Consider the following 21,499-nt stretch of genomic DNA (forward strand, 5'->3'; position numbering starts at 1 on the left):
ACTGTTATAGTATATATATAACAAATATAACGAACAATTTAGGAGGTGGATGATTTGATTGTAACTATCGATTTTAATAGTGATGAAGCTTTCTATATTCAGCTATGCAACCAGATTATATTTGGAATTGCAAATGCGGAATTCAGGGAAGGCGACAATCTTCCTTCTGTTCGGGAATTAGCTGATAATATTGGAATTAACATGCACACAGTAAATAAGGCATATACTATCTTAAAGCAGGAAGGTTACGTAAAATTAGACCGTAGAAAGGGTGCGGTAATTGCCATAAATGCTGATAAATATAAAGCCATGGAAACCTTAATGAATGAAATGAGAGTAGTATTGGCGAAGGCTGTTTGCAAAAATATAAGTTGTGAGGAAGTTCATGATATTGTAGATGCAATATTCCGTGACTTCTGTACAATGGAGGATAAATAGTAACCGTTGTTATCTTAAACTAGGAGGTAGTTACTATGTTATGTGATAAATGCAAAAAAAACGAAGCTAAGATATACTACACAGAAATAATCAATGGGGAAAAGAAGGAACAGCATTTATGCGAAGACTGTGCCATGGAGTATTCTTCCTTTCAAATGGGGACACCGTTTATGAATCAGGAAATAACTCTAGGCAATTTATTGTCCACAATTCTTGGTAATTATTATAAAGAAAACAGTCATAGTGGAGAACATGCAGAAAAAGAACTCCATTGTAAAGGGTGCGGCATGACCTATTCAGAATTTTTAAAAGAGGGCAGATTTGGTTGTGTTAAGTGTTACGATACTTTTAAGAAGGTGCTTGAAAAGAGCATAAAAAGTATTCAGGGCTCTGATACCCATACCGGTAAGAAACCAAAAGGGTTTGAAACTAAGACAGAAAAACTTGTGAAGGAACTTCCGGAATTAGATAAATTGGCAATAAAATTACAGGATGCCATTGAAAAAGAAGAATTTGAAGAAGCGGTTAAGATTAGAGATAGGATACGTGAATTAAAAAAGGAGGAGATGAACAATGCTTAAGTGGTATAAAGAAGCAGGAAACAACAGCGATGTTATTATCTCCAGCCGTGTGAGGCTAGCAAGAAATCTAAAGGCATATCCCTTCTCAGCCAAGCTTTCTGAGAATCAGGCAAAGGAAATGGTAACGAAAGTAAAAGATGCTGGCTTACATCTTCAGGAAAAGGAAGAAAAGAAATATTATAGCTGTAATGTGGATATGCTTTCAGATACTGAAAAAACCGCAATGATGGAGCGTCATATAATCAGCCCGTTATTGATTGCCAAAGAACAAAGTACCGGTCTTATCTTGTCCGAAGATGAAAAAATAAGTATTATGATTAATGAAGAGGATCATATACGGATTCAATCTATAGTAGGCGGCATGAATATGACAGAAGCTTTTTATCTAGCTAATACGGCAGATGACATTACCAGCGAATTATTTGATTATGCGTTTCATGAAAAATACGGCTATCTTACATCCTGTCCTACTAATTTAGGTACGGGTTTAAGGGCCTCTTATATGATGTTTTTGCCGGCACTGACAGTAGCGGGAAAAGTAATTAAACTTGCAGAAGAGCTTGGTCAATATGGAATTGCACTAAGAGGAACCTATGGAGAGGCATCTAAAAGTCTTGGAAGCCTGTATCAAATATCTAACCAAAAAACCCTCGGCAGTACGGAAAAGGAGATTATGGATAGTTTAAACCGTATAGTTGAACAGGTTATGAAGCAGGAGCGCAGGCAAAGAGAGTATATCCTTACGAACGGTTATGATGAATTTGAAGATAAAGTATACCGCTCTTATGGTGTATTAAAGTATGCGAAACAATTGTCTTCCGGTGATGCCATGACTCTGTTGGCACAACTAAAACTGGGAGCAGACTTAGCACTTTTAAAGTTCAAGGATAATTACAATATTCATGAGCTGATGATGGAGATTCAACCAGCGAACTTACAATGCCAGCTTGATAAAAACATCGGAAGCGTTCAAAGAGATAAATATAGAGCTGACTATATTCGCAAAAAATTACCGGATATTCAATAATAATTAGATAAATAGAATTAAAAGCCCAGGTGTATGCTTTCATTATCTGAATAGAATATTAATTTCTATTTGAGCTATATTGCAGTAAATGTGCATGCAAGGTGATTTAGTGTGAAGGAAAATTATATAAAAGAAAGGAATGCCACATTGTGCTTCTTTCACACCTTTATTTGTGGCAGTAACACATCTAATAACAGACGTGTTATAAGGGGTAGATATATGAATGAGAGATATACAGAGGATGCCAAAAGAGCTATAACAAGTGCGACAGAAACAGCATACCGTTTGGCTCATAATTATGTGGGTACGGAACATTTGCTGATTGGCTTATTACATGCAGATGGTGTGGCTTCAAAGGTATTGGAGAAAAACGGCGTTGAAGTTAATAAAGTATTAGAACTGGTTAACCAGCTTATAGCTCCGAATGCAACTATGGAAGCTGTGGAAGTTGATGGTTTTACACCAAGATCAAAAAGAATTCTAGACCAAAGCTACAAAGAGGCTATTCGTTTAAAAACACAATTGGTAGGAACAGAGCATATTCTAATTGCTTTAATCAAGGAATCAGACTGTATTGCAGTCAGATTATTAAATACCCTGGGTATTAATGTTCAAAAGTTGTATGTGGATGTATTGACTGCGGTAGGTGCAGATATGAACACTGCCAAGAATGAATATGCAGCCAATAAAGGAAAAGCAAAAGCAAAATCCAGTACACCTACTCTTGACCAATATAGCAGAGATTTAACGGAATATGCAAGGGAAGGAAAGTTAGACCCGGTAATTGGAAGAGAATCAGAAATCCAACGTGTTATACAGATATTGAGCAGAAGAACCAAGAATAATCCTTGCTTGGTAGGCGAGCCGGGTGTTGGTAAAACAGCTATAGCAGAAGGGCTGGCAAGAAAAATTGTAGAAGGAAATATTCCTGAAATTATTAAAGATAAAAGAGTACTTACCTTGGACTTGTCTGGTATGGTTGCCGGGTCTAAATACAGGGGTGAATTTGAAGAGAGAATTAAGAAAGTAATCAATGAAGTTATGAATGACGGGAATGTGCTGCTCTTCATTGACGAAATTCATACAATCATTGGTGCCGGCGGGGCAGAAGGAGCAATTGACGCTTCGAATATTTTAAAACCTTCTTTAGCCAGAGGAGAACTTCAATTAATTGGAGCAACCACAAGAGAAGAGTACCGAAAATACATTGAAAAAGATGCTGCACTGGAACGAAGATTCCAGCCGGTTATTGTAGAAGAACCCTCGGAAGAGGAAGCAATTTTAATTTTAAAAGGGTTACGGGACAGTTACGAGGCGCATCATAAAGTAAAGATTACAGACGATGCTTTAGAGGCTGCGGTGAAAATGTCGAGTCGTTATATCAACGATCGTTATCTACCTGACAAAGCGATTGATTTAATGGATGAAGCTGCTTCAAAGGTAAGACTTAGCACTTTTATAACTTCTCCGGAAGTAAAAGAACTGGAAGCAGACATTCTAAGACTGGAAGAAGATAAGGAACAGGCAATTAAGCAGGAAGCTTATGAAAAAGCTGGTGAGATTAAAAAGCAGCAGGAAGAAATCACTGCCAAGTTAAACGCCTTGCAGGTAAAAAGTGAAAAGGAAAAACAGGAAACCCTTCTGGTAGTTGGAGAAAATGAAATAGCAGATATTATATCCAGTTGGACGAAGATTCCTGTTAAAAAGCTGGCAGAAGAAGAGTCAGAACGCCTTAGAAACCTGGAAAATATATTACATGAAAGAGTAATTGGTCAGGAGGACGCTGTAACCGCAGTTTCCAAAGCGATTCGCAGAGGCCGTGTCGGTTTAAAGGATCCTAATCGACCAATTGGTTCGTTCTTATTCTTAGGACCTACCGGTGTCGGTAAGACAGAATTGTCAAAAGCCTTAGCGGAAGCAATGTTTGGCAGTGAAAACGCAATGATTCGTGTAGATATGTCTGAGTACATGGAAAAGCACAGTGTATCAAAGCTTATCGGATCGCCTCCAGGATATGTAGGTTATGATGAAGGCGGTCAGCTTAGCGAAAAGGTAAGGCAGAATCCATATTCTGTAATTCTTTTTGATGAAGTAGAAAAAGCCCATCCGGATGTATTCAACATTCTGTTACAGGTATTAGATGATGGCCATATAACGGATGCACAGGGCAGAAGAGTTAGCTTTAAGAATACTATTATAATTATGACCTCCAATGCAGGAGCTCAAAATATTATATCACCGAAAAAGCTGGGATTTGCTTCTGTAACGGATGATAAAGAGGATTATAAGAAAATGAAGGAAGGTGTTATGGAAGAGGTTAAACGAATCTTTAAGCCGGAATTCATTAATCGTATTGATGAAATGATAGTATTCCATTCCTTAACGAAGGAAAATATCAGAAATATCGTAGAAATTATGTTAAATTCCATTGCCAAGAGATCAAAGCAACAGATGAATATAACGCTTCAAGTTGAAAATGACGTAATAGATTATATCGTTGAAAAAGGCTATGATCAGAATTATGGTGCAAGACCTTTACGAAGAGCAATTCAGAGTAATGTCGAAGATAAGCTGGCAGAAGGAGTACTGGAAGGTAGTATCCATGCTGGGGATGAAGCGATTGTACAGTTAATCGACAAAGAAATAAAAATTTCTAAAAAATAATTCAAAACTTGCGCATATATTTGTAGAAATTGTCATGAAAATATTATATAATAGAGTTAGTTTACAACTCTAGTTAGTATATGTTCCATTTGAAAGCGGGGCAGGAAAATTCTTGAGAGTAAATTGTAAAATGTTTTATCAGGTTATTTTCTCCTGCTCCGTGAATAAAAAAGCGGATTAATGAAAGGAAGTATTTAACCAAATTAGGAGGAATTAAAAATGTCAGTTATCGAAGAATTAATACGAGAAGAAAGCAATGGGACAATCAGTTTTGGCAATTACAAATTAACAACAAAATCCAAAGTTAATGATTTTGAATTCAATGGTGATTTATATAAGGTTAAGACTTTTAAAGAAATAACAAAATTGGAGAAGAACGGAATGTTCGTATACGAATCCGTTCCGGGTACAACGGTTGAACATTTATGTATAACCGAAAAAGAATTGAAATTCCAAGTAGAAGGTGCAGAAGATGCGCAGATTACGTTGGAATTAGAAGCTGAGAAAGAATATAAGATTTATATTGATGATATAAATGTAGGAAAGATGAAGACGAATCTGGGTGGTAAGCTGATGTTTAGCGTTGAATTAGGTGAAAATCACAAATCTTCTGTCCGTGTTGTAAAGCTTTAATCATTACGGAAAGTATATGAGAGCTTTTGCGAAATTATTAAGGTATATAACTTATGAATTTTGCAAGAGCTCTTTTTACAATTAGAATCAATATTATAGTGTGTTTGTAGTTAGATTAGTTATAAAACAGTATTACATGACTTAGGATATTTACCGACAAGACATAAGAAGGGAGTTTAAATGGCAAAAGCAAAGACCGTATTTTTTTGCAAGGAATGTGGATTCGAGTCGGCTAAATGGATGGGACAGTGTCCTGGTTGTAAAAACTGGGATACCTTTGTATCTGAACCTGTAATTAAGAAGACATCGGGTATTAGGCTTGCCACAGGACTAACCGCCGAACCTGAATTACTTTCAAAAGTAAGTGCAGAAGAAGAACAGAGGATTATAACTGGTATTCAGGAATTAGACAGGGTGTTAGGCGGTGGTATTGTGATTGGGTCGCTGGTATTGGTTGGAGGAGATCCAGGTATCGGAAAGTCTACCCTGTTATTGCAGATGTGCAGAGAACTGTCCGGCACAGGAAAAAAAGTTTTATACATATCTGGGGAAGAATCCTTACGACAGATTAAAATGCGTGCTGACCGGCTTGGTATTTTTCATGGAGAATTATTTTTACTCAGTGAAACAAATCTTGATCAGATAGAGGATATTATTAAAAAGCAGTCCCCTGAAATAGTGATTATTGATTCTATTCAAACCATGTTTAAAGAAGATATTGGTGCGGCACCAGGCAGCGTTAGTCAGGTAAGAGAAACAACTGCTATTTTGATGCGCATTGCAAAAGGTCTTAATATATCAATCTTCATTGTTGGACATGTTACGAAAGAAGGAGTGGTAGCAGGACCTAGAGTATTGGAGCATATGGTAGATACTGTTCTCTATTTTGAGGGAGAGAATATGGCCTCTTACCGGATACTTCGCGCTGTAAAAAATCGTTTTGGTTCAACCAATGAAATTGGCGTATTTGAAATGAGGGACATAGGGCTGACTGAAGTTAGTAACCCTTCAGAATTTATGTTACAAGGAAAACCGGAGGATGAACCGGGTTCCGTTGTAACAGCATCTATGGAAGGTACTAGACCGATTCTTGTGGAGGTTCAGGCGTTGGTATGCCAGACTAACTTTAATATGCCAAGACGAACGGCAGCAGGTACGGATTATAACAGAGTCAACCTTTTAATGGCTGTCGTTGAAAAAAGGCTTGGTATACAGATGGCCGGAATGGATGCCTATATTAATGTAGCTGGTGGTATGAAGATTAACGAGCCGGCTCTTGATTTAGCTATTGTACTTGCCATATTATCCAGCTACAAGAATTTTCCTCTGGATAGTAAGACCATCGTATTTGGTGAAATAGGATTAACAGGTGAAGTAAGAGCAGTAAATATGATAGAGCAGCGAGTACAGGAAGCCTCTAAGATGGGATTTCATCTTTGTATTCTGCCTCAGGTTAATAAAGAAACGATTAACTTGTCAGCTATTCCTGGAATGAAGGTTATAGGCGTTAAAAATATTAGAGAAATACTTAATCTTTTAAGATAATTTTTACATAAAGAAAAATATAAGAAAATGTGCCGCGGCATGTTACTTTATAAGATAAATGCCGCCTCAGACAGCTGAATGTGAGGTTGTGTTGAAATTACAATAGCTTTTCAACATACTTGATTTTATTCGTGTGCAAGCGCAGATGGGAGTTTATTATGGATATCAATTGTTCAAAAGATTGCAATGAAATTAAGTCGCTTATGAAACAACAGGAGGATTTTATACGTAATATCAGTGCTATTGTTGGGAATCTTGATGTATCACAGCTTAAGGTTGAAAAAAATGCCTTTGATGCCATAAACAGCTCGGATACTTCATTAAACCTGGTGAAAGAAGGGATTACCTATGTGGATGATTTACTTGATAAAATCAAATCCCTCCACGAAACAGTTGAGAATTCTTCTAATAATGTAAATCAGATGAAGAATCTTTCTAATATGATAGAAGGTTTTGCCGGAGCCATCGGAAACATTGCCAACCGAACCAACATATTGTCACTAAATGCTTCCATAGAAGCTGCAAGAGCAGGAGAACAGGGTAAAGGCTTTGCAGTAGTTGCAAAAGAAGTTAGAAATTTGGCAACTCAATCATCTAAATCCTCCAATGAGATAGCGGAAACGATTCAATCCATACAAAGTTTTGTTGCGGAAACGGTGAATTCTATGAACAAAATATATGAAATTGTGGAAAAGCAAAACGCTATGGTAAGTGATGTGAAGACAGTTTTTCAGAAAATACTGGAAGCTGCGTATGTATCCATTGATGTTTCACACAACGTAGAGCATGAAATAGCTTATCAAAGAGATATTACCGATAGTGCAAAGCATACATTGGACGCAATCTATGAAGTGGCCGGAAGAGTCGGACAAACAGAGTGTTAAATGTGAAATAATAGAGAGGTATTTAATAAACCTTGTACGAGATTGTACGCTTCATTTATGATAAAAAAACTGCTGCAATGAATGTAGGATTATATAACTTAACCTAAAATTCAATTAGCAGCAGTTTTTTGCGGTGGAAAGATTAACTGGGATTTTCTTCCCCTTCAGCAACGATTTGTTCCAGGACACGCATAAGGTCGTAAATAGTATTAAGTACTACGTCCCGTTCCAAAATTGCATTCTTTAACTCTACGGGCAGGGTTTCAAATTTGTCCCTGACAGCTGGTGCAACATGCGACATAATATCACCTCGAGAATAGGGTAACCATACACAAATTGTTTCATTCATAAATTGTAGAATTTACTTTTGATTTTTTGTTTTAATTTTAAACAATCATTTATATGACCCACCTGGTGTCTAGTTACAGGCATTAAAAGAATACCGGCAGTATTTTTGCGGCCCCAGAAATCCATAAGCCAAATTGAATCGGGATGATTTATTAAGCCGCCTTCAAAGAGAATTCGCTCGACCCGTTCTTTCGGGATTTTTTTATTTAAGCAGTCTGCCGTCAAGGTTCTTAGATAATCTTGTGTTACTTTACCTACAGTATCTCTGTAATTTTTTAATTCCATTATGTTAATCGTATGGCTTAGATTAATTATCTCATCATCTGTCATAGCATTACCAGTGTCTTTTACTAATATATGGAGTCTATCAAGCCACTCTTCTGAAAGCACCTGTGCACTGTCTTTTAATAGGATGTTAACAGTCAAATCTTCTATTCTTGTAATATGCCAGATGTTCCAAGCAATCGTTACATCTTTTGGAGTGGGCATAATCATACAGGTCTCGGGTGAAAGATTTTCCCATACTTCGTCCATCAAGGTAAAAGTAGGACTGGTTGCGGCTGAAGAGTGAAGAAAGCTATGCAACTCCATACAAAGCTGTCTGGCTTCTTCAAAATGATTTTTATCTTTTAATAATTCCTTTAACCTAGCCTGTTTTGGATTCCACTCAGTACCTGGTTTAAACATATGAATACCGTTACCTTTCCACTATGGTATGATTTATTTATTATTTTTTACTTCAATGTGGCACATCTTCATAGCCTCCAAAGCATTTTGATGACTATTTGGAGTAACACCTGCACAACAGGAGGCATCCACGGTTATAGGAATCTCTGGTAACATTGTTTTAACCAGCATAGCATTGGATATGACACAAATGTCAGTACAGAGGCCAATAATTTCGATAGAAGTAGCGGTATCATAAAGACCATTTAGCAAATCTCTTGCAAGTTCAGAGGAACCAAACGTATTCTTTTCATAGATTTTATATTTGCTTAAATCAATGGAAGTGGTAATGGCATCAGAAATTTGCCAGCCAGGGGTATCCTTTATACAGTGTGTAACCGGCAGTTTTTTCCCTTCAGAAGTGACCGGATAATCATCAGAATGTGTATCCATAGTAAAGATAATGGTTCTGCCGGCCATTTCATATTCCGTAATCTTAGCAACGACTTTATGAACAATATGTTCAGCTTCCTGTGTACCCAAAGTTCCGTCTATGAAATCGTTCTGCATATCTACAACAATCAAAAGCTTATTCATATTTTTCTCCATTTCTGCGCGTATTCTTTGTTAACAAGGTATCTCTATGGATAGATTATAGTATATTAATTTAACAATCACAACCAGAAATTTGCCTAATTATGGTGAAATTCACTTGGTGGGTGAAAAGTAAAAGAGAAATAGTATATCCGCCTAATTTAGTCAGCAGATGAGGCTATATAAATATAAAAAGCAGTACCGCTGCAACTTAGATTGTCAGCAGTACTACTTATGTAGTAATCGATTATATATCTTATTTATTTTCAACATATCGTTTCATCACTCTTACGTCTTTCCTGTAAGACAATACGTTGTATACTTTTCTCAGACAGGAAGTACTTTTTTGCAAGTTCAAAAACTTTTATTCCCATCTTATAATCCTTAAATATTTCAGAGTTTCTTTTTGTTATAACGATTTTAGTATCGGTCTGTTCTCCCCAGCTCTTTCTGTTACAGTTTTTTCTGGGAATATAAAGATAACCGCCGTCAACATACTCCTGAATTTTTTCTAATAATTCCGGCGGTAAGATATAATCTGCCTTATGATAGCTCATTGTGCTCCTCCTTGAATAAGTACCAAGAAAAAGCAAAGGCTATTGCATTACAGCATTCGTAAGTATTTACTATGTGCAATAGCCTCTGCTATGCACAAATAACTGATTTTTTCCTCAAACGAAGTTCACCATACTTTCTAACATATATTTTATGAAAGGGCTAACCCTTATGTTATTTAAACAATATAGTTATCATACAATAAAATAGAAAAAATTGCAAATATGAAATTGCTACAGGATAAAATAGCGAATGTTATATGGTCAAAGCAAGCCGTCAACATAAAACAGGAGTTGTTCACATATGATGTATCAATTAGTAAAGTTACGGGAGGACATATGGACTTTCAGCAGAGCAGGACATATGTGAACTTACAGGATGCATTTGAAGGTGAATTGATATCAGGCGGAAAATATCAAATATATGGAATCAGAGCAAGGGAAGAAGGCTACATACAGATAGGGAATGTGTACGATATCATATCCCATTGGGAGTTGCAGCATGCAATTATCTGGCTAAGGCTACTAAATGGAGGAACTTTGCCTACTACCTTGGAGAATCTGGTATCTTCAGCACAGTCAGAGTCTGTGGATGGGAACACGACCTATCGGGAATATGCGAGAGTTGCCAGAGAGGAAGGATTTGATGCAATCGCAGCACTTTTTGACGGGGTTGCAAATATTGAACTAAATCATGATTTGATATTTCAGGATTTTGCTGAAGATATTGTTAACAATGAAGTGTTTTGTAAACCCAATGAAGTACTGTGGATTTGTATTAACTGTGGAAATATTATGGGAGGACTTTGTGCACCCGAAATATGCCCTATATGCGGATTCCCTCAAGGATATTATCAATTGTATGATACGATGTTTTAAATAAGATAGACTGTTAAATTATCAGATAGAAGAAATTTAACAGTCTTTTTGTTCCTTAGGATTCGTATAAGGTTCTTTTCCATATGGGCGGCATAGCTACTTTAAGCTTACTATATACCTATGCCTGCATATACAAGGAAGCTATAGGTATATTTTAAGTTTATATGTTTAGATAAGTCTAAAATATTATAATAGTATCAATAGAAAGAGGAATAACTTTATTTTAAAATAATACAAAATATTTTATATTTCGGCAAGTAATACCATTTACATCTAAGAAGTCGTAAGCTATAATTACATCTTGATGTTTAAAGTATTTATAAACATTTGGCGGAGGTATGATTAACTGCATGTTTAACAACATTAAGATTGCACACAGGTATTTATTTGCCCAAATACGTAGAATTTATTTTATGGCTTTACCAGAGAGTAAGCAGGACTTAAAAAAGAGCAGGGTCAATTTTACTATAGGAGATAGTGCGGCTCAGACAATAGCACAGCTTTCCGGCGGTACTTTTATAGCTGCTCTAATGTCATATTGCAGTATATCAGATGCAAATATTGGGATTATTACGTCTTTGCTGAGCCTAGCGGCACTTTCCCAGATATTTTTAATCAATTATTTTAAGAAATTAAAAAAATATAAATTTCTTGTATGCTATACGGCTTTGCACAGAGGTTTATTTTCTATTATATACTTTATTCCGTTACTAGCGATAGGGAATGGACAAAAAGCAATTCTAATCGTAGTTATGTATTTTATTGGACAACTTTTTGTACAGATAGGAACACCGGCTACCCAGGATCTTATTGCAAGCCTTGTTCCAAGCAGGCTAAGAGGAAAGTATTTTTCTATTAAAGATTCCATTGCGGTATTTGTTGTGTCCAGTGCCATGCTCCTTGCCGGAATGATTTTAGATTATTTTAAGAAAGAAAATCTGCTTACTGGTTTTGTGATAATCGGGTTGATTGTTCTGGTATTGGTAATTGTTAATGTAGTGGCTTTGTCTAAAATGAAGGAACCAAAACTATCCTACACCAATGAAGAGGGGAAGGAATTACATGGAAGACTTGCTAGGAAGGCAAAAGATTTTGAAAAGAATCAAAATTTTGAGGAACAGAGTGTTGCATCAGAGATTAAAGATGCTTTTCAGGATAGAAAATTCCGCAAGGCATTTATTCTGCAAAGTATTTATGTAACAGGATTATTTATATGTAATCCGTTTAATGCAAGTTATCAGATAAACCAGTTAGCACTGCCATATACATTTATCATGCTCATTGGTTTTATCGCAAATCTCTATCGTATCTACATTGCTCCAAAGCTTGGAAGACTTGCCGATAAATATGGTATGGCAAAGGTTTTAAAATATGCACTATTCGCCTTAGGACTTAATTTATTAACCATGGCATTTACGGTACCGGGTAATGCATATCCAATGCATGTATTAGGCTCCTTTCTTTCTTCAACGGCCTGGGCTTTTGTCGGAATCGGTTTATTTGGGATACAGCTTGATTTTTTCCGCCCGGAAAAACGTATGATTTGGCTTACAATACTTTCTGCTTTATCGGGATTTATGGGATTTGTAGTGTCTATTATTGGTGGAAATATTTTAGATTACCTGCAAAGTAAAGATTTGAGCCTTTTTGGAAGTAGTATTTATCCACAGCAGGTTTTAAATGTAATCGGTTTTACAATTATGGTATTTGCTGTATTATACATTAAATTCTTTATAGAAACGGAAAAAGTAGATGTTAACCACAAGGATGGGAGAGTTGAACTTTAATGGTTTATAAAACCTGTTTTTAGATTTTGTCCAATTCCATCACAAAAAAAGAAAAGCTTGAGGATAGTTTATGGCTGATGCAGCAAGGACATCAATCATAGACTATCCTCTTGTACTAATTAGTAAAGAATATGGAGTTTTGGAATATATTAATATGGATACAAAATGCGACAACTTGGGATAAAGCAGAAAGGGGCGGTTATTTTGGATTTCTTATCTCAATATGTAGTAGTTATAGTACTCGGAATATGCTTTTGCCTGGGGTATGTCATAAAACACAGCGTTACCTTTATTCCTAACAAGTTTATTCCTTTGATTATGGCAGTAGCAGGGACAGTTTTAAACTCATGGATTAATAATTGGAACTTTACACCGGAGATATTACTAGGGGGCCTAGTCAGTGGTCTAGCAAGTACCGGTGCTTTTGAAATGGTAAAAAATATCAGGTGTAAGAATATAGATACGACACAGAAGTAGAAACAAGTTACGAATATTAAGTAAAGAAAGTGCCAGTTGTATATGCAAATAACATACATCATTTGTAGGGGTATTACATATACAGCTGGTAAAATATACAGCTCCAACCTTTATTGATAGGTTAGACTTTACATTATGTCGAAATAGAGATAAAATAATAGGAATGTAGGAAAAAGAGTGAAAATACAGAATAGGAAAGGCACTCACAATAGGTGACTTCACTCTTGTTTTTTGCAGTATTGCAGACAAGTCTGCGATATGTAATGGGTGGAAAGTTGAATAAAATATTCAATTCCTTGATTTTAATGCGACCAAAGGTCGAAGATAGGAGCGAAAGATGAAATTAAAAAGATGGAAACTGCTTGTCATGACACTGACCTTGGCAGTGGGGATAATAAGTTCCCTAAAACCGATGGAAGCAGCTTCCAAAAAAGACGTAACCTGGTCTAAGGTTACGAAAGAAATACAGAGTAATGATTTATATGACGTGACTTATAATAAGTCAAAGGTCTACGTAGCAGTGGGAGACGATGGACAAGTAATCCGCTCTGTTGATACAAAAAGCTGGAAAAATATACCACTAAAGACAAGTAAAAATCTGAGAGCAATTGCTACTAACGGCTCAAAATTTGTTGCGGTAGGAGAAGACGGGACAATAATTCGGTCTGCTGACGGGACATCCTGGTCGAAATCAAGTTTTTCTGTGAATTATACTTATGAACAGCTTGCAGGAAAAGCGAAAAGTTATCTTTCGGATGAATATAAGGTTAGTTGGAAGACAAAAGTGAAGCAGTCTCAGTTTCAATTCAGTGATATTATTTGGGATGGAAAAAAATATGTAGCTATTGCCTACTGTGATGTTGAGACAGGAAGTTTAAAATTGAGAGATTATTATGACAGTACACAAAAACTCAGACTTGGCGGCAGTTTTGTTTTGTATTCCAAAGACGGAGTTAAATGGACCGTTAAATATATGGATGAAATAAAGTTTGAAAAAATTGTATTTACTGGTAAACAATATACAGTAATATCAGAAAGAGGAGTGGGAAATTCAAAAGATTTGGTTAGCTGGAAAATATCAAAGCCTAGCATCAGAGGGGTTTTGACTGATATTATATATGAAAATGGAACGTATATGGCAACTGCCTGGGACGGCTATTATCTCGCCAGAACGGGAGGCGTTTATACCTCCACCGATGGAGTGAAATGGAAAGCAATATATAATAAGAAGGTAATTGGTTCCGGTGTGGGAGAGGATGATAATACATATGGCAAGCCAAACGGCTTCTCGGATTTAATGATGTTCAGTGTTCTCTGGGATGGTAAACAATACGTAATTTCGGGCTATACTGGTATGATACTTACATCTGCAAAAGGAACCAATTGGGAAATGGTCAATACGAAATGGGATGTTACTTATAAAATGTTTGACTATAATAACTATTCTGGCAAAGAAGCAAATCTCAGGCAGAGTATATACGATGGAGGGCAGTATATATCAGTAGGAGACAATGGAACCATCCTGGTGACTAAGGATTTAAAAACCGGTGTGGTAGCACGTACCCGAATCCCGGTTGATTTTACAAATATTGAGTATGATGGTAAAAATAGGTATATTGCATATGGCAGCGAGGGAACCTTGTGGGAATCTTCAACAGGATATAACTGGACATCAGTCGAATTATCAATCAAAGTAGGAAATCCGTCTTGGGATAGTGTTGCCGTACATAACGGAAGAGCCATAGCAGCTTATAGTCCTAATTGGGGAATAAGCTATGGAGACTCCTCTTACTTTTATTCTGATAAAGCAGGGGAGTGGAAAGAGATGGAATTTCCTGATACTGTGAGTAATGTCTATGGTGTGGATTACTTAAACGGCAAATTCCGTGTTTATACAAACAATGGGATTCTGGTATCAGAGGACGGGCTTACCTTTAGCAAATTTAGTTCAACGAAAATACCTCTTAAACATGCAATCTATAATAATAAAATCTATATCGCTCAGAATGGCAGTAATGCGAATGGAAATAAAGAAAATGTATTATATAGCTCTAAAGATGGGAAAAAGTGGTCAAAAATCGCAGTTAAAAAAGGTGGAAAGAAATGTTACCTGACTGCTGCCAGTGTAGTTTGGAATGGAAAACAGTTTGTCACTATAGGAGGAAATGTATACGAATGGGATGATCAATACCATGGAGAAAATACGGTAGCTTTTTCTAATGATGGCATTAATTGGACACTTAAAAAGGCAGATGATAATACTTACATAGCAGGAACCTATGCGGATAAGACTTACATAGCCATAGATGATTATGGTAAATTCTATTCCTCTGCCAATGGAATTGACTATAAAGCTTCTGCCAGGGTAACCAGTCACATAATGGAAGATGTTCTTTGGGATGGAACGAAATTTCTCTCAGTAGGTGATAGTGGGGTTATATTAGCAGCCCTTAGGAATAAAGACGAGAAATTGCCGTCTGAGAATAGATGGATAGAAAGTTATAGTACCTATACACTAAGGGATTAGGGTAGAAAATCAACCAATTTGTACTAAAAATAAGACCTTTTGATACACTAGAAAAGGTCTTATTTTTAGTGGAATGCATATAAAAAAGACGCTACAAAAAGTAGCGTCTAAATACAGGGGATGAGAGAATCGAACTCCCGCTAAAGGTTTTGGAGACCCTTGTCATACCATTTGACCAATCCCCTTTATAGCAGTGCTTGTTCATCAACACTGCTTTTATATAATACAATAAATTGTTTTAAATGTCAAGAAAATTTTTAATATATTATTGACAATCGACACGAATTATCTGACGTGGTGTAGCAGGCTTTTTACTCTTTGAAGGTCTTCTTTTGTGCAGGCTTCTTTACCATACCTGGCCTTTTCATAATAATAGGTCAACTGCTTTTGAGGAGACTCACCTTTCGCATAATTTGTCAGGGATTCAACTCCATTAGGATAAGATATTTTTTTCTGCCCCTGGTTTTTATTGGTAAAAAGTGTATATTCTTTTTGAGCGCCAAGTGCAATTTTTGACAATTCCTTTGGTGTCATAGAATTCTTAATCTCCTCGTAGGCTGTACTTGAAGATACTGCTTTAAAGAACAATTTTCGAATTCTCTCCCTAGGTGCAGAACCGTAGGCAGGACGGAATCTTTCAAGGAAAGTCTTAATAGTAGGAAAGCCCAGACTTTCCTTTTGGTCAAAGGGAGATATAAATTCTGTTTTATCTGTTAGAAACGTATATTTCCTTTCATAAAATAATCTATATAGTTTATAAAGGCTAAAAATAACCAATCCAATGACGAAAGCAAAAACACTAAAAGTAATGAATCCTGTAATGATTTTTTGAAAAAATTCCCAAAATGGTGATGGAACCTGTTCTTTATCAATGAAAACACTAAAATCTATCGGTGCATCATTGCTGTTTTGCTCTGGTATAGTTTCGGCGCCTTCAAATTGCTTAAGAAAGGATAGAATTGATTTTATGATGGACAAAACGATTTCTTTTAATAGAATGATAAGCTTATTAAGGGGAATGTATTGAAATAAAACCATAACGCCAAGGCTTAAGGAAGCAAAGAACAGTACCAAGGTATGATTGGTACTTTTTATTTTTTGTATGGGTACATTGGAAAGGCCTGCGTGGGTTCGGAAAAACTTTTCAAAATTAATCAGATACATATTAATATAATAAAGGAGTACATAGATAATTAACCAACAAAACAAGTAGCTGGTAATCTCCGGTAACTTAAAATATTTTGCGGCAAAATAAAGTAAAATAAATATTGAAACCAGATAAAGGGAGGCGTTGGCAGCAGGCCTTTCCTCCTCCAGCAGTCTGGTTTTAAAACCCGAAATCAGCAGCGCAAACATATAGGGAAGATATAAGAGTATATGAATAGGAGAAGGGGCAAGAAAAGCATAGCCTCCAATCATAAGTACGTGTAGCAGAAAAAAACTCCATATATGTCTGGTACGCTTTTGAATGGCTAAGGAAACATAGGCGGCAGGCAAAAGCAAGAAGAAATGAAGGAGTACATTCGTTTTCCTATCAAGCAATTTAAGCCCGATACAAAGGATGGCGAAATATAATATATAGTGTAAAAATGCTTTTATAATTTCTATATATAGCAGGTATTTTCGGTTATTCATAGCAGTCTCCTGTAAAATAAATATTTATAATTTCCATTCAACAATAGCAGGTTGCAGAGTTTCACGCGCAGTGACTTTAAGTTCCTGATTAGTAGGGATAATCCAGGTGAAATCTATTTTTTTTCTTTGTAAAGACAGCAGCAGTTCTTGTAAATCCTCTTTTTGATAATAGGATATAATAATCAGGTAATCCACAGGAGTATCCTCCCAGACGGTATGGACAAAAGACCCCTTAGGTAGGCTGGTATCAATACGGGATAGAGCCTCATATAAGCCATTTAGATGGCTGGAACCAGAACCGGCAGGAAGAACTACAGTCTCCTTCGTGACCAAATCTTTGCCGTTGGTTGCAATAGATATGGGTATACCCTGCTCCATAAAAGAGGAGGCTAAAGAAGCTGTAAGCCGGATGCTTTCTTCTTCCAAGTCTTCATAACGCCATATGGATTCCTGTTCAAGGTTTAATAATATTTTAACCTCTTGAGAAGCTGTATAGTCTTTCACATTCACCATATAGGAGCCGGTTTTGGCAGAGGCCTTCCAGTTGATGGATTTTAGCGTATCATAGAATTGATATTCCCTGATACTGCGAAACTCAAAAGGGTCTTCATATAAGTAACGCTTTGTTAAGAGTGTTCCAAGGATTTTTTGAAAGGGGGGAGTAAGCTTATTTGCATCTACCGATTTTGGATATACATAAAGAGAAGTATTTGCAGGTTTGGTTAACACCCCTTCAAAGGATATAAATATATCAGAACAAACCAGTTCTATAGAAGATATATTGTAATATCCTCGGTGACTGCATACAAAAGGAAGAGTCCTTGTCAATTTTTGATACATCATTATAGGCAGCAGGTCATTTCTATAGTAATTGTCAGTAACAGTAGAATTAGTACCATCCATAAATTCCAAATCTTTTGATGTCATGAACTTAACCTTAAGTAGTGGCAACGGCAGCAGTTTTTTGTTGATAACGGTTTCTATCAACTGGTTTTCATCACCTTCCACAGCGATAGATTTAGAAAAATGAATGGTTGTGGATAGATTTTTCGCCCAGTATTTCCGATACAAACGCCCCTGTAAGAAATAAAGCGAAAAAACACCAAGAAGTGCAGCAATCAATACCATAAACTACCTCCTAGAAAAATCCTCAGTGGGAACAGCTACTTCTGTCAGGATGCCTTTTAACAATTCATTGGTGGCGGACTCTTTTAATGGTGTAGCTTTTAGTACAAGGCGATGACCGAGACAAAGTGGTGCCATATACTGTATGATTTCAGGAGTTACAAAGTTATAACCCTTAATGGCTGCATATGCTTGGGAACTTCGAAGCAAGCCAAGGCTTCCTCTGGGACTTACGCCAAGACTGATGGCATTGTGATTCCTTGTCTTTTGTACAATCTTTATCATATATTCCATAAGAGCAGGATGAATATATACGGATTTAACCACTTCCTGCATAATCAGCAACTCTTCTTTTTCGCATACCGGTATAATATCTTCTAAAGGATTCGCCAGTAAGAAACGGTTTAAAATGGCTACCTCGTCTTCAAAGGGGGGAAAACCCATATGTATTTTTAGTAAAAATCGGTCTAGCTGTGCTTCAGGAAGGGGAAAGGTTCCGGCTGTCTCGACTGGATTTTGGGTTGCAATAACAAGGAAAGGTTTACTTAAAAGCCTGGTTTCCCCATCTATAGTAATCTGTTTTTCCTCCATACACTCTAAAAGACTGGACTGGGTTCTAGGAGTGGCACGATTGATTTCGTCAGCTAGCAGTATATTTGTAAAGACAGGCCCTTCTCTGAATAAAAATTCTCCCTGCTTCTGGTTATAATAATTCAGACCGGTTATATCCGAGGGCAGCAAGTCAGGTGTAAATTGGATACGCTTAAAATGAGCAGCTAAAGACTTAGAAAGAGCCTTTGCTAACATGGTTTTGCCAGTACCCGGAACATCTTCTAATAAAACATGCCCATTTGCTAAAAGGGAGGTTAATAGTAAGTCGATAACCTCCACCTTTCCAACGATAACTTTATTCACATTTTCTTTAATGGATTCCATTTTTTTTTGTATCGTATTTATATCCATTATAATACCTATTACATACTACAAAAGGCTTGTAGTAGTCCTCTCTGTTATAGATTTCTTTATACAATTGCGAAACTATTTGTTTAGAATAAGGAAGCAGGCTAAATTACCAAAATAAGGTGACTTACCAATAATTGCTACCTGTTTTCGGTGATTCCCCTAGTTCTACATATAATATGACAGTTTCACAATGGACTAAAAGATTTTCTGTCAGATATCCGCCATGTTATGCTTTTTATACCTTTAAATCAGATTCTCATAAACAAAAGACAGATGTCCTTAGGTTGTTCACTTCCATTATAATACAAGTCTCATAAAAATTCCTATAGTAAATTACCACATTGAAATTACTGTAATATTGTGAAAATTATACAGAAACAGGGAAGTGAAGACATATTATATTTATTTACATATGTGACAAATTGTTATCTACAATTATTCAAAGTTTATCTGATAAAATGTAATTATAAAACAAAAAATGGAATAATCTAAATATGACTTTATAAATACTTAACAAGTTAATTGAAAATTTAGTTGAAAATGGTTACCAATAAAGGTATACTTGTAACATTAGGTTATTTAAGCTCCTTGAAATAAGGTTTTGCGGGAGCTAGAACGGAGAAAGATTTATGTACAGGTTAATAGGCAGAGACGGCAATGCCAAGCGGGGAGAGTTTCATACTGTTCATGGTACGATTCAGACACCTGTTTTTATGAATGTCGGCACCGCTGCGGCTATTAAAGGCGCAGTGTCCACTATGGACTTACAGGGAATGAAGACACAGGTAGAATTATCTAATACCTATCATTTACATGTAAGACCTGGTGATAAGGTTATAAAGAAGCTTGGGGGACTCCACAAGTTCATGGTATGGGACAAACCCATTTTAACAGATTCGGGTGGGTTTCAGGTGTTTTCCCTTGCTGGTCTTAGAAAAATAAAAGAAGAGGGAGTTTACTTTAATTCCCATGTGGATGGAAGAAAGATATTTATGGGCCCGGAAGAAAGTATGCAGATACAGTCTAATTTGGCTTCTACAATAGCTATGGCTTTTGATGAATGTCCTCCCCATCCTGCAACAAGAGAATATATGCAAAATTCTGTAGACCGTACCACTAGATGGCTGTTACGTTGTAAAGAAGAGATGACAAGGTTAAATTCTTTAGAAGATACAATTAACAAGTGTCAGATGTTGTTTGGTATCAATCAAGGGGGGACCTTTGAGGATATCCGTATCGAACATGCCAAGAGAATATCCGAACTGGATTTGGATGGTTACGCACTGGGGGGACTGGCAGTTGGGGAATCCCATTCAGAAATGTATCGTATCTTAGAGGAAACCGTTCCTTATCTTCCGTTGGAAAAGCCCACTTATTTAATGGGAGTAGGGACGCCTGAGAATATATTAGAGGCTGTTGAGCGTGGTGTGGACTTTTTTGACTGTGTGTATCCTGCCAGAAATGGTCGTCATGGACATGCCTACACCAATCATGGCAAGATGAATCTAATGAATGCAAAGTATGAATTAGACAGCCGACCCATTGAAGAAAGGTGCGGATGCCCGGCTTGCTCTCACTACAGCAGAGCCTATATCAGGCATTTGCTAAAAGCAAAGGAAATGCTGGGATTGCGTCTATTGGTTACTCATAATCTCTATTTTTATAATAGTATGATGGAAGAAATCAGAAATGCTATTGAAGCAAACCAGTATCAAAGCTATAAAAAATCTAAGTTAGAAGGCTTTGCCCAAGGTGAAGCATGATTATATTAATTCATTCAGGAGGAATTTATGAATAACCTTATTTTTTTAACAACTGGTGCAGACGCAACCGGAGCAGGTTACAGCTTACCAATGATGATTATCTGGATAGTATTAATGGGTGCTGTATTTTATTTTATGGCGATTCGTCCCCAGAAGAAACAGCAAAGGGCATTAGAGGCTTTAATCTCAACCTTAGAACCAGGTGACAGCGTTTTGACTACCGGTGGATTTTACGGAGTTATCATTGATGTTATGGAAGAAGTTATTATTGTTGAATTCGGTAACAATAAAAACTGCCGTATACCAATGAAAAAGACAGCTGTTGTTGAGGTCGAAAAACCAGGTGCAGCACAGACTGAAAGCAGCAAATAATTAACAATAATAAATGTGCTTACTTAAAAAGCTGGAG

Annotated in this window: 20 protein-coding genes and 1 tRNA gene; 13 read left to right on the forward strand and 8 right to left on the reverse strand. The window is 36.6% G+C overall.

Annotation, left to right across the window (positions count from 1 at the left end):
• Positions 1-54: 54 nt before the first annotated feature.
• From acsn021_RS05210 to acsn021_RS05240, 7 genes are all read left to right on the forward strand, one after another.
• Positions 55-438, forward strand: a complete 384-nt coding sequence (locus acsn021_RS05210) for a GntR family transcriptional regulator (protein ID WP_184090697.1) — start codon at positions 55-57, stop codon at positions 436-438.
• Between the two features lie 35 nt (positions 439-473).
• Positions 474-1,019 (forward strand): UvrB/UvrC motif-containing protein, encoded by a 546-nt coding sequence (locus acsn021_RS05215; protein WP_184090701.1) that lies wholly within the window; start codon positions 474-476, stop codon positions 1,017-1,019.
• Entirely contained in the window at positions 1,012-2,046 is a 1,035-nt protein-coding gene (locus acsn021_RS05220) for a protein arginine kinase (protein ID WP_184090704.1), read from the forward strand. Before acsn021_RS05215 ends, acsn021_RS05220 begins: the two co-directional genes overlap by 8 nt.
• Positions 2,047-2,265: 219 nt before the next feature.
• Positions 2,266-4,710, forward strand: a complete 2,445-nt coding sequence (locus acsn021_RS05225; RefSeq protein WP_184090707.1) for an ATP-dependent Clp protease ATP-binding subunit — start codon at positions 2,266-2,268, stop codon at positions 4,708-4,710.
• 219 nt (positions 4,711-4,929) lie between these two features.
• Positions 4,930-5,343, forward strand: coding sequence for an endosialidase (locus tag acsn021_RS05230; protein WP_184090710.1), 414 nt, complete (start codon positions 4,930-4,932; stop codon positions 5,341-5,343).
• Positions 5,344-5,523: 180 nt separating this feature from the next.
• A complete protein-coding gene (gene radA / locus acsn021_RS05235; protein ID WP_184090713.1) occupies positions 5,524-6,888 on the forward strand; it encodes a DNA repair protein RadA in 1,365 nt (454 codons plus the stop codon).
• 158 nt (positions 6,889-7,046) lie between these two features.
• Positions 7,047-7,772 (forward strand): methyl-accepting chemotaxis protein, encoded by a 726-nt coding sequence (locus acsn021_RS05240; protein WP_184090716.1) that lies wholly within the window; start codon positions 7,047-7,049, stop codon positions 7,770-7,772.
• Between the two features lie 142 nt (positions 7,773-7,914).
• On the opposite strand, the gene acsn021_RS05245 is transcribed toward acsn021_RS05240, so the two are convergent.
• From acsn021_RS05245 to acsn021_RS05260, 4 genes are all read right to left on the reverse strand, one after another.
• Positions 7,915-8,073, reverse strand: coding sequence for a hypothetical protein (locus tag acsn021_RS05245; protein WP_184090993.1), 159 nt, complete (start codon positions 8,071-8,073; stop codon positions 7,915-7,917).
• A 44-nt stretch (positions 8,074-8,117) separates the two neighbouring features.
• Positions 8,118-8,807, reverse strand: coding sequence for a DinB family protein (locus tag acsn021_RS05250; RefSeq protein ID WP_184090720.1), 690 nt, complete (start codon positions 8,805-8,807; stop codon positions 8,118-8,120).
• 33 nt (positions 8,808-8,840) lie between these two features.
• Positions 8,841-9,383, reverse strand: coding sequence for a cysteine hydrolase family protein (locus tag acsn021_RS05255; protein WP_184090723.1), 543 nt, complete (start codon positions 9,381-9,383; stop codon positions 8,841-8,843).
• 263 nt (positions 9,384-9,646) lie between these two features.
• A complete protein-coding gene (locus tag acsn021_RS05260; protein WP_184090725.1) occupies positions 9,647-9,937 on the reverse strand; it encodes a CD3324 family protein in 291 nt (96 codons plus the stop codon).
• A gap of 336 nt (positions 9,938-10,273) precedes the next feature.
• Between acsn021_RS05260 and acsn021_RS05265 the strand changes: the two genes are divergently transcribed.
• From acsn021_RS05265 to acsn021_RS05280, 4 genes are all read left to right on the forward strand, one after another.
• A complete protein-coding gene (locus acsn021_RS05265; protein WP_184090728.1) occupies positions 10,274-10,813 on the forward strand; it encodes a rubrerythrin family protein in 540 nt (179 codons plus the stop codon).
• A 350-nt stretch (positions 10,814-11,163) separates the two neighbouring features.
• Positions 11,164-12,600, forward strand: a complete 1,437-nt coding sequence (locus tag acsn021_RS05270; RefSeq protein WP_207727993.1) for an MFS transporter — start codon at positions 11,164-11,166, stop codon at positions 12,598-12,600.
• Between the two features lie 165 nt (positions 12,601-12,765).
• Positions 12,766-13,077: a phage holin family protein gene (locus tag acsn021_RS05275; protein ID WP_184090734.1), complete on the forward strand. Its 312-nt coding sequence runs from the start codon at positions 12,766-12,768 to the stop codon at positions 13,075-13,077.
• A 337-nt stretch (positions 13,078-13,414) separates the two neighbouring features.
• On the forward strand, positions 13,415-15,604 hold the full coding sequence (locus acsn021_RS05280) for a beta propeller repeat protein (RefSeq protein WP_184090737.1): 2,190 nt from the start codon (positions 13,415-13,417) through the stop codon (positions 15,602-15,604).
• Between the two features lie 114 nt (positions 15,605-15,718).
• Here acsn021_RS05280 and acsn021_RS05285 read toward each other — a convergent pair.
• The 4 genes from acsn021_RS05285 to acsn021_RS05300 form a co-directional block, all read right to left on the reverse strand.
• Positions 15,719-15,789: transfer RNA gene (locus acsn021_RS05285), tRNA-Trp, on the reverse strand.
• A gap of 100 nt (positions 15,790-15,889) precedes the next feature.
• Entirely contained in the window at positions 15,890-17,239 is a 1,350-nt protein-coding gene (locus tag acsn021_RS05290) for a hypothetical protein (protein WP_184090740.1), read from the reverse strand.
• Positions 17,240-17,263: 24 nt separating this feature from the next.
• Positions 17,264-18,367, reverse strand: a complete 1,104-nt coding sequence (locus tag acsn021_RS05295; RefSeq protein WP_184090743.1) for a DUF58 domain-containing protein — start codon at positions 18,365-18,367, stop codon at positions 17,264-17,266.
• Positions 18,368-18,370: 3 nt separating this feature from the next.
• The gene (locus acsn021_RS05300; protein ID WP_184090746.1) at positions 18,371-19,327 is read right to left on the reverse strand and encodes an AAA family ATPase; all 957 of its coding nucleotides are present in this window, start codon (positions 19,325-19,327) and stop codon (positions 18,371-18,373) included.
• A 629-nt stretch (positions 19,328-19,956) separates the two neighbouring features.
• Between acsn021_RS05300 and tgt the strand changes: the two genes are divergently transcribed.
• On the forward strand, positions 19,957-21,090 hold the full coding sequence (gene tgt, locus acsn021_RS05305) for a tRNA guanosine(34) transglycosylase Tgt (protein WP_184090748.1): 1,134 nt from the start codon (positions 19,957-19,959) through the stop codon (positions 21,088-21,090).
• Positions 21,091-21,117: 27 nt separating this feature from the next.
• A complete protein-coding gene (yajC, locus tag acsn021_RS05310) occupies positions 21,118-21,462 on the forward strand; it encodes a preprotein translocase subunit YajC (RefSeq protein ID WP_184090750.1) in 345 nt (114 codons plus the stop codon).
• Positions 21,463-21,499: the final 37 nt, after the last annotated feature.

Source organism: Anaerocolumna cellulosilytica, from assembly GCF_014218335.1.
Taxonomy (GTDB): domain Bacteria; phylum Bacillota; class Clostridia; order Lachnospirales; family Lachnospiraceae; genus Anaerocolumna; species Anaerocolumna cellulosilytica.

What these genes read in the sequence shown, in the direction of transcription:
- acsn021_RS05225 (WP_184090707.1), top strand. Translation starts at nt 2,266, where the DNA reads ATGAATGAGAGATATACAGAGGATGCCAAAAGAGCTATAACAAGTGCG.
- acsn021_RS05295 (WP_184090743.1), bottom strand. Translation starts at nt 18,367, where the DNA reads ATGGTATTGATTGCTGCACTTCTTGGTGTTTTTTCGCTTTATTTCTTA.
- radA (WP_184090713.1), top strand. Translation starts at nt 5,524, where the DNA reads ATGGCAAAAGCAAAGACCGTATTTTTTTGCAAGGAATGTGGATTCGAG.
- acsn021_RS05265 (WP_184090728.1), top strand. Translation starts at nt 10,274, where the DNA reads ATGGACTTTCAGCAGAGCAGGACATATGTGAACTTACAGGATGCATTT.
- acsn021_RS05220 (WP_184090704.1), top strand. Translation starts at nt 1,012, where the DNA reads ATGCTTAAGTGGTATAAAGAAGCAGGAAACAACAGCGATGTTATTATC.
- yajC (WP_184090750.1), top strand. Translation starts at nt 21,118, where the DNA reads ATGAATAACCTTATTTTTTTAACAACTGGTGCAGACGCAACCGGAGCA.
- acsn021_RS05255 (WP_184090723.1), bottom strand. Translation starts at nt 9,383, where the DNA reads ATGAATAAGCTTTTGATTGTTGTAGATATGCAGAACGATTTCATAGAC.
- acsn021_RS05280 (WP_184090737.1), top strand. Translation starts at nt 13,415, where the DNA reads ATGAAATTAAAAAGATGGAAACTGCTTGTCATGACACTGACCTTGGCA.
- tgt (WP_184090748.1), top strand. Translation starts at nt 19,957, where the DNA reads ATGTACAGGTTAATAGGCAGAGACGGCAATGCCAAGCGGGGAGAGTTT.
- acsn021_RS05245 (WP_184090993.1), bottom strand. Translation starts at nt 8,073, where the DNA reads ATGTCGCATGTTGCACCAGCTGTCAGGGACAAATTTGAAACCCTGCCC.
- acsn021_RS05270 (WP_207727993.1), top strand. Translation starts at nt 11,164, where the DNA reads ATGTTTAACAACATTAAGATTGCACACAGGTATTTATTTGCCCAAATA.
- acsn021_RS05230 (WP_184090710.1), top strand. Translation starts at nt 4,930, where the DNA reads ATGTCAGTTATCGAAGAATTAATACGAGAAGAAAGCAATGGGACAATC.
- acsn021_RS05260 (WP_184090725.1), bottom strand. Translation starts at nt 9,937, where the DNA reads ATGAGCTATCATAAGGCAGATTATATCTTACCGCCGGAATTATTAGAA.
- acsn021_RS05240 (WP_184090716.1), top strand. Translation starts at nt 7,047, where the DNA reads ATGGATATCAATTGTTCAAAAGATTGCAATGAAATTAAGTCGCTTATG.
- acsn021_RS05275 (WP_184090734.1), top strand. Translation starts at nt 12,766, where the DNA reads ATGCGACAACTTGGGATAAAGCAGAAAGGGGCGGTTATTTTGGATTTC.
- acsn021_RS05215 (WP_184090701.1), top strand. Translation starts at nt 474, where the DNA reads ATGTTATGTGATAAATGCAAAAAAAACGAAGCTAAGATATACTACACA.
- acsn021_RS05250 (WP_184090720.1), bottom strand. Translation starts at nt 8,807, where the DNA reads ATGTTTAAACCAGGTACTGAGTGGAATCCAAAACAGGCTAGGTTAAAG.
- acsn021_RS05300 (WP_184090746.1), bottom strand. Translation starts at nt 19,327, where the DNA reads ATGGATATAAATACGATACAAAAAAAAATGGAATCCATTAAAGAAAAT.
- acsn021_RS05290 (WP_184090740.1), bottom strand. Translation starts at nt 17,239, where the DNA reads ATGAATAACCGAAAATACCTGCTATATATAGAAATTATAAAAGCATTT.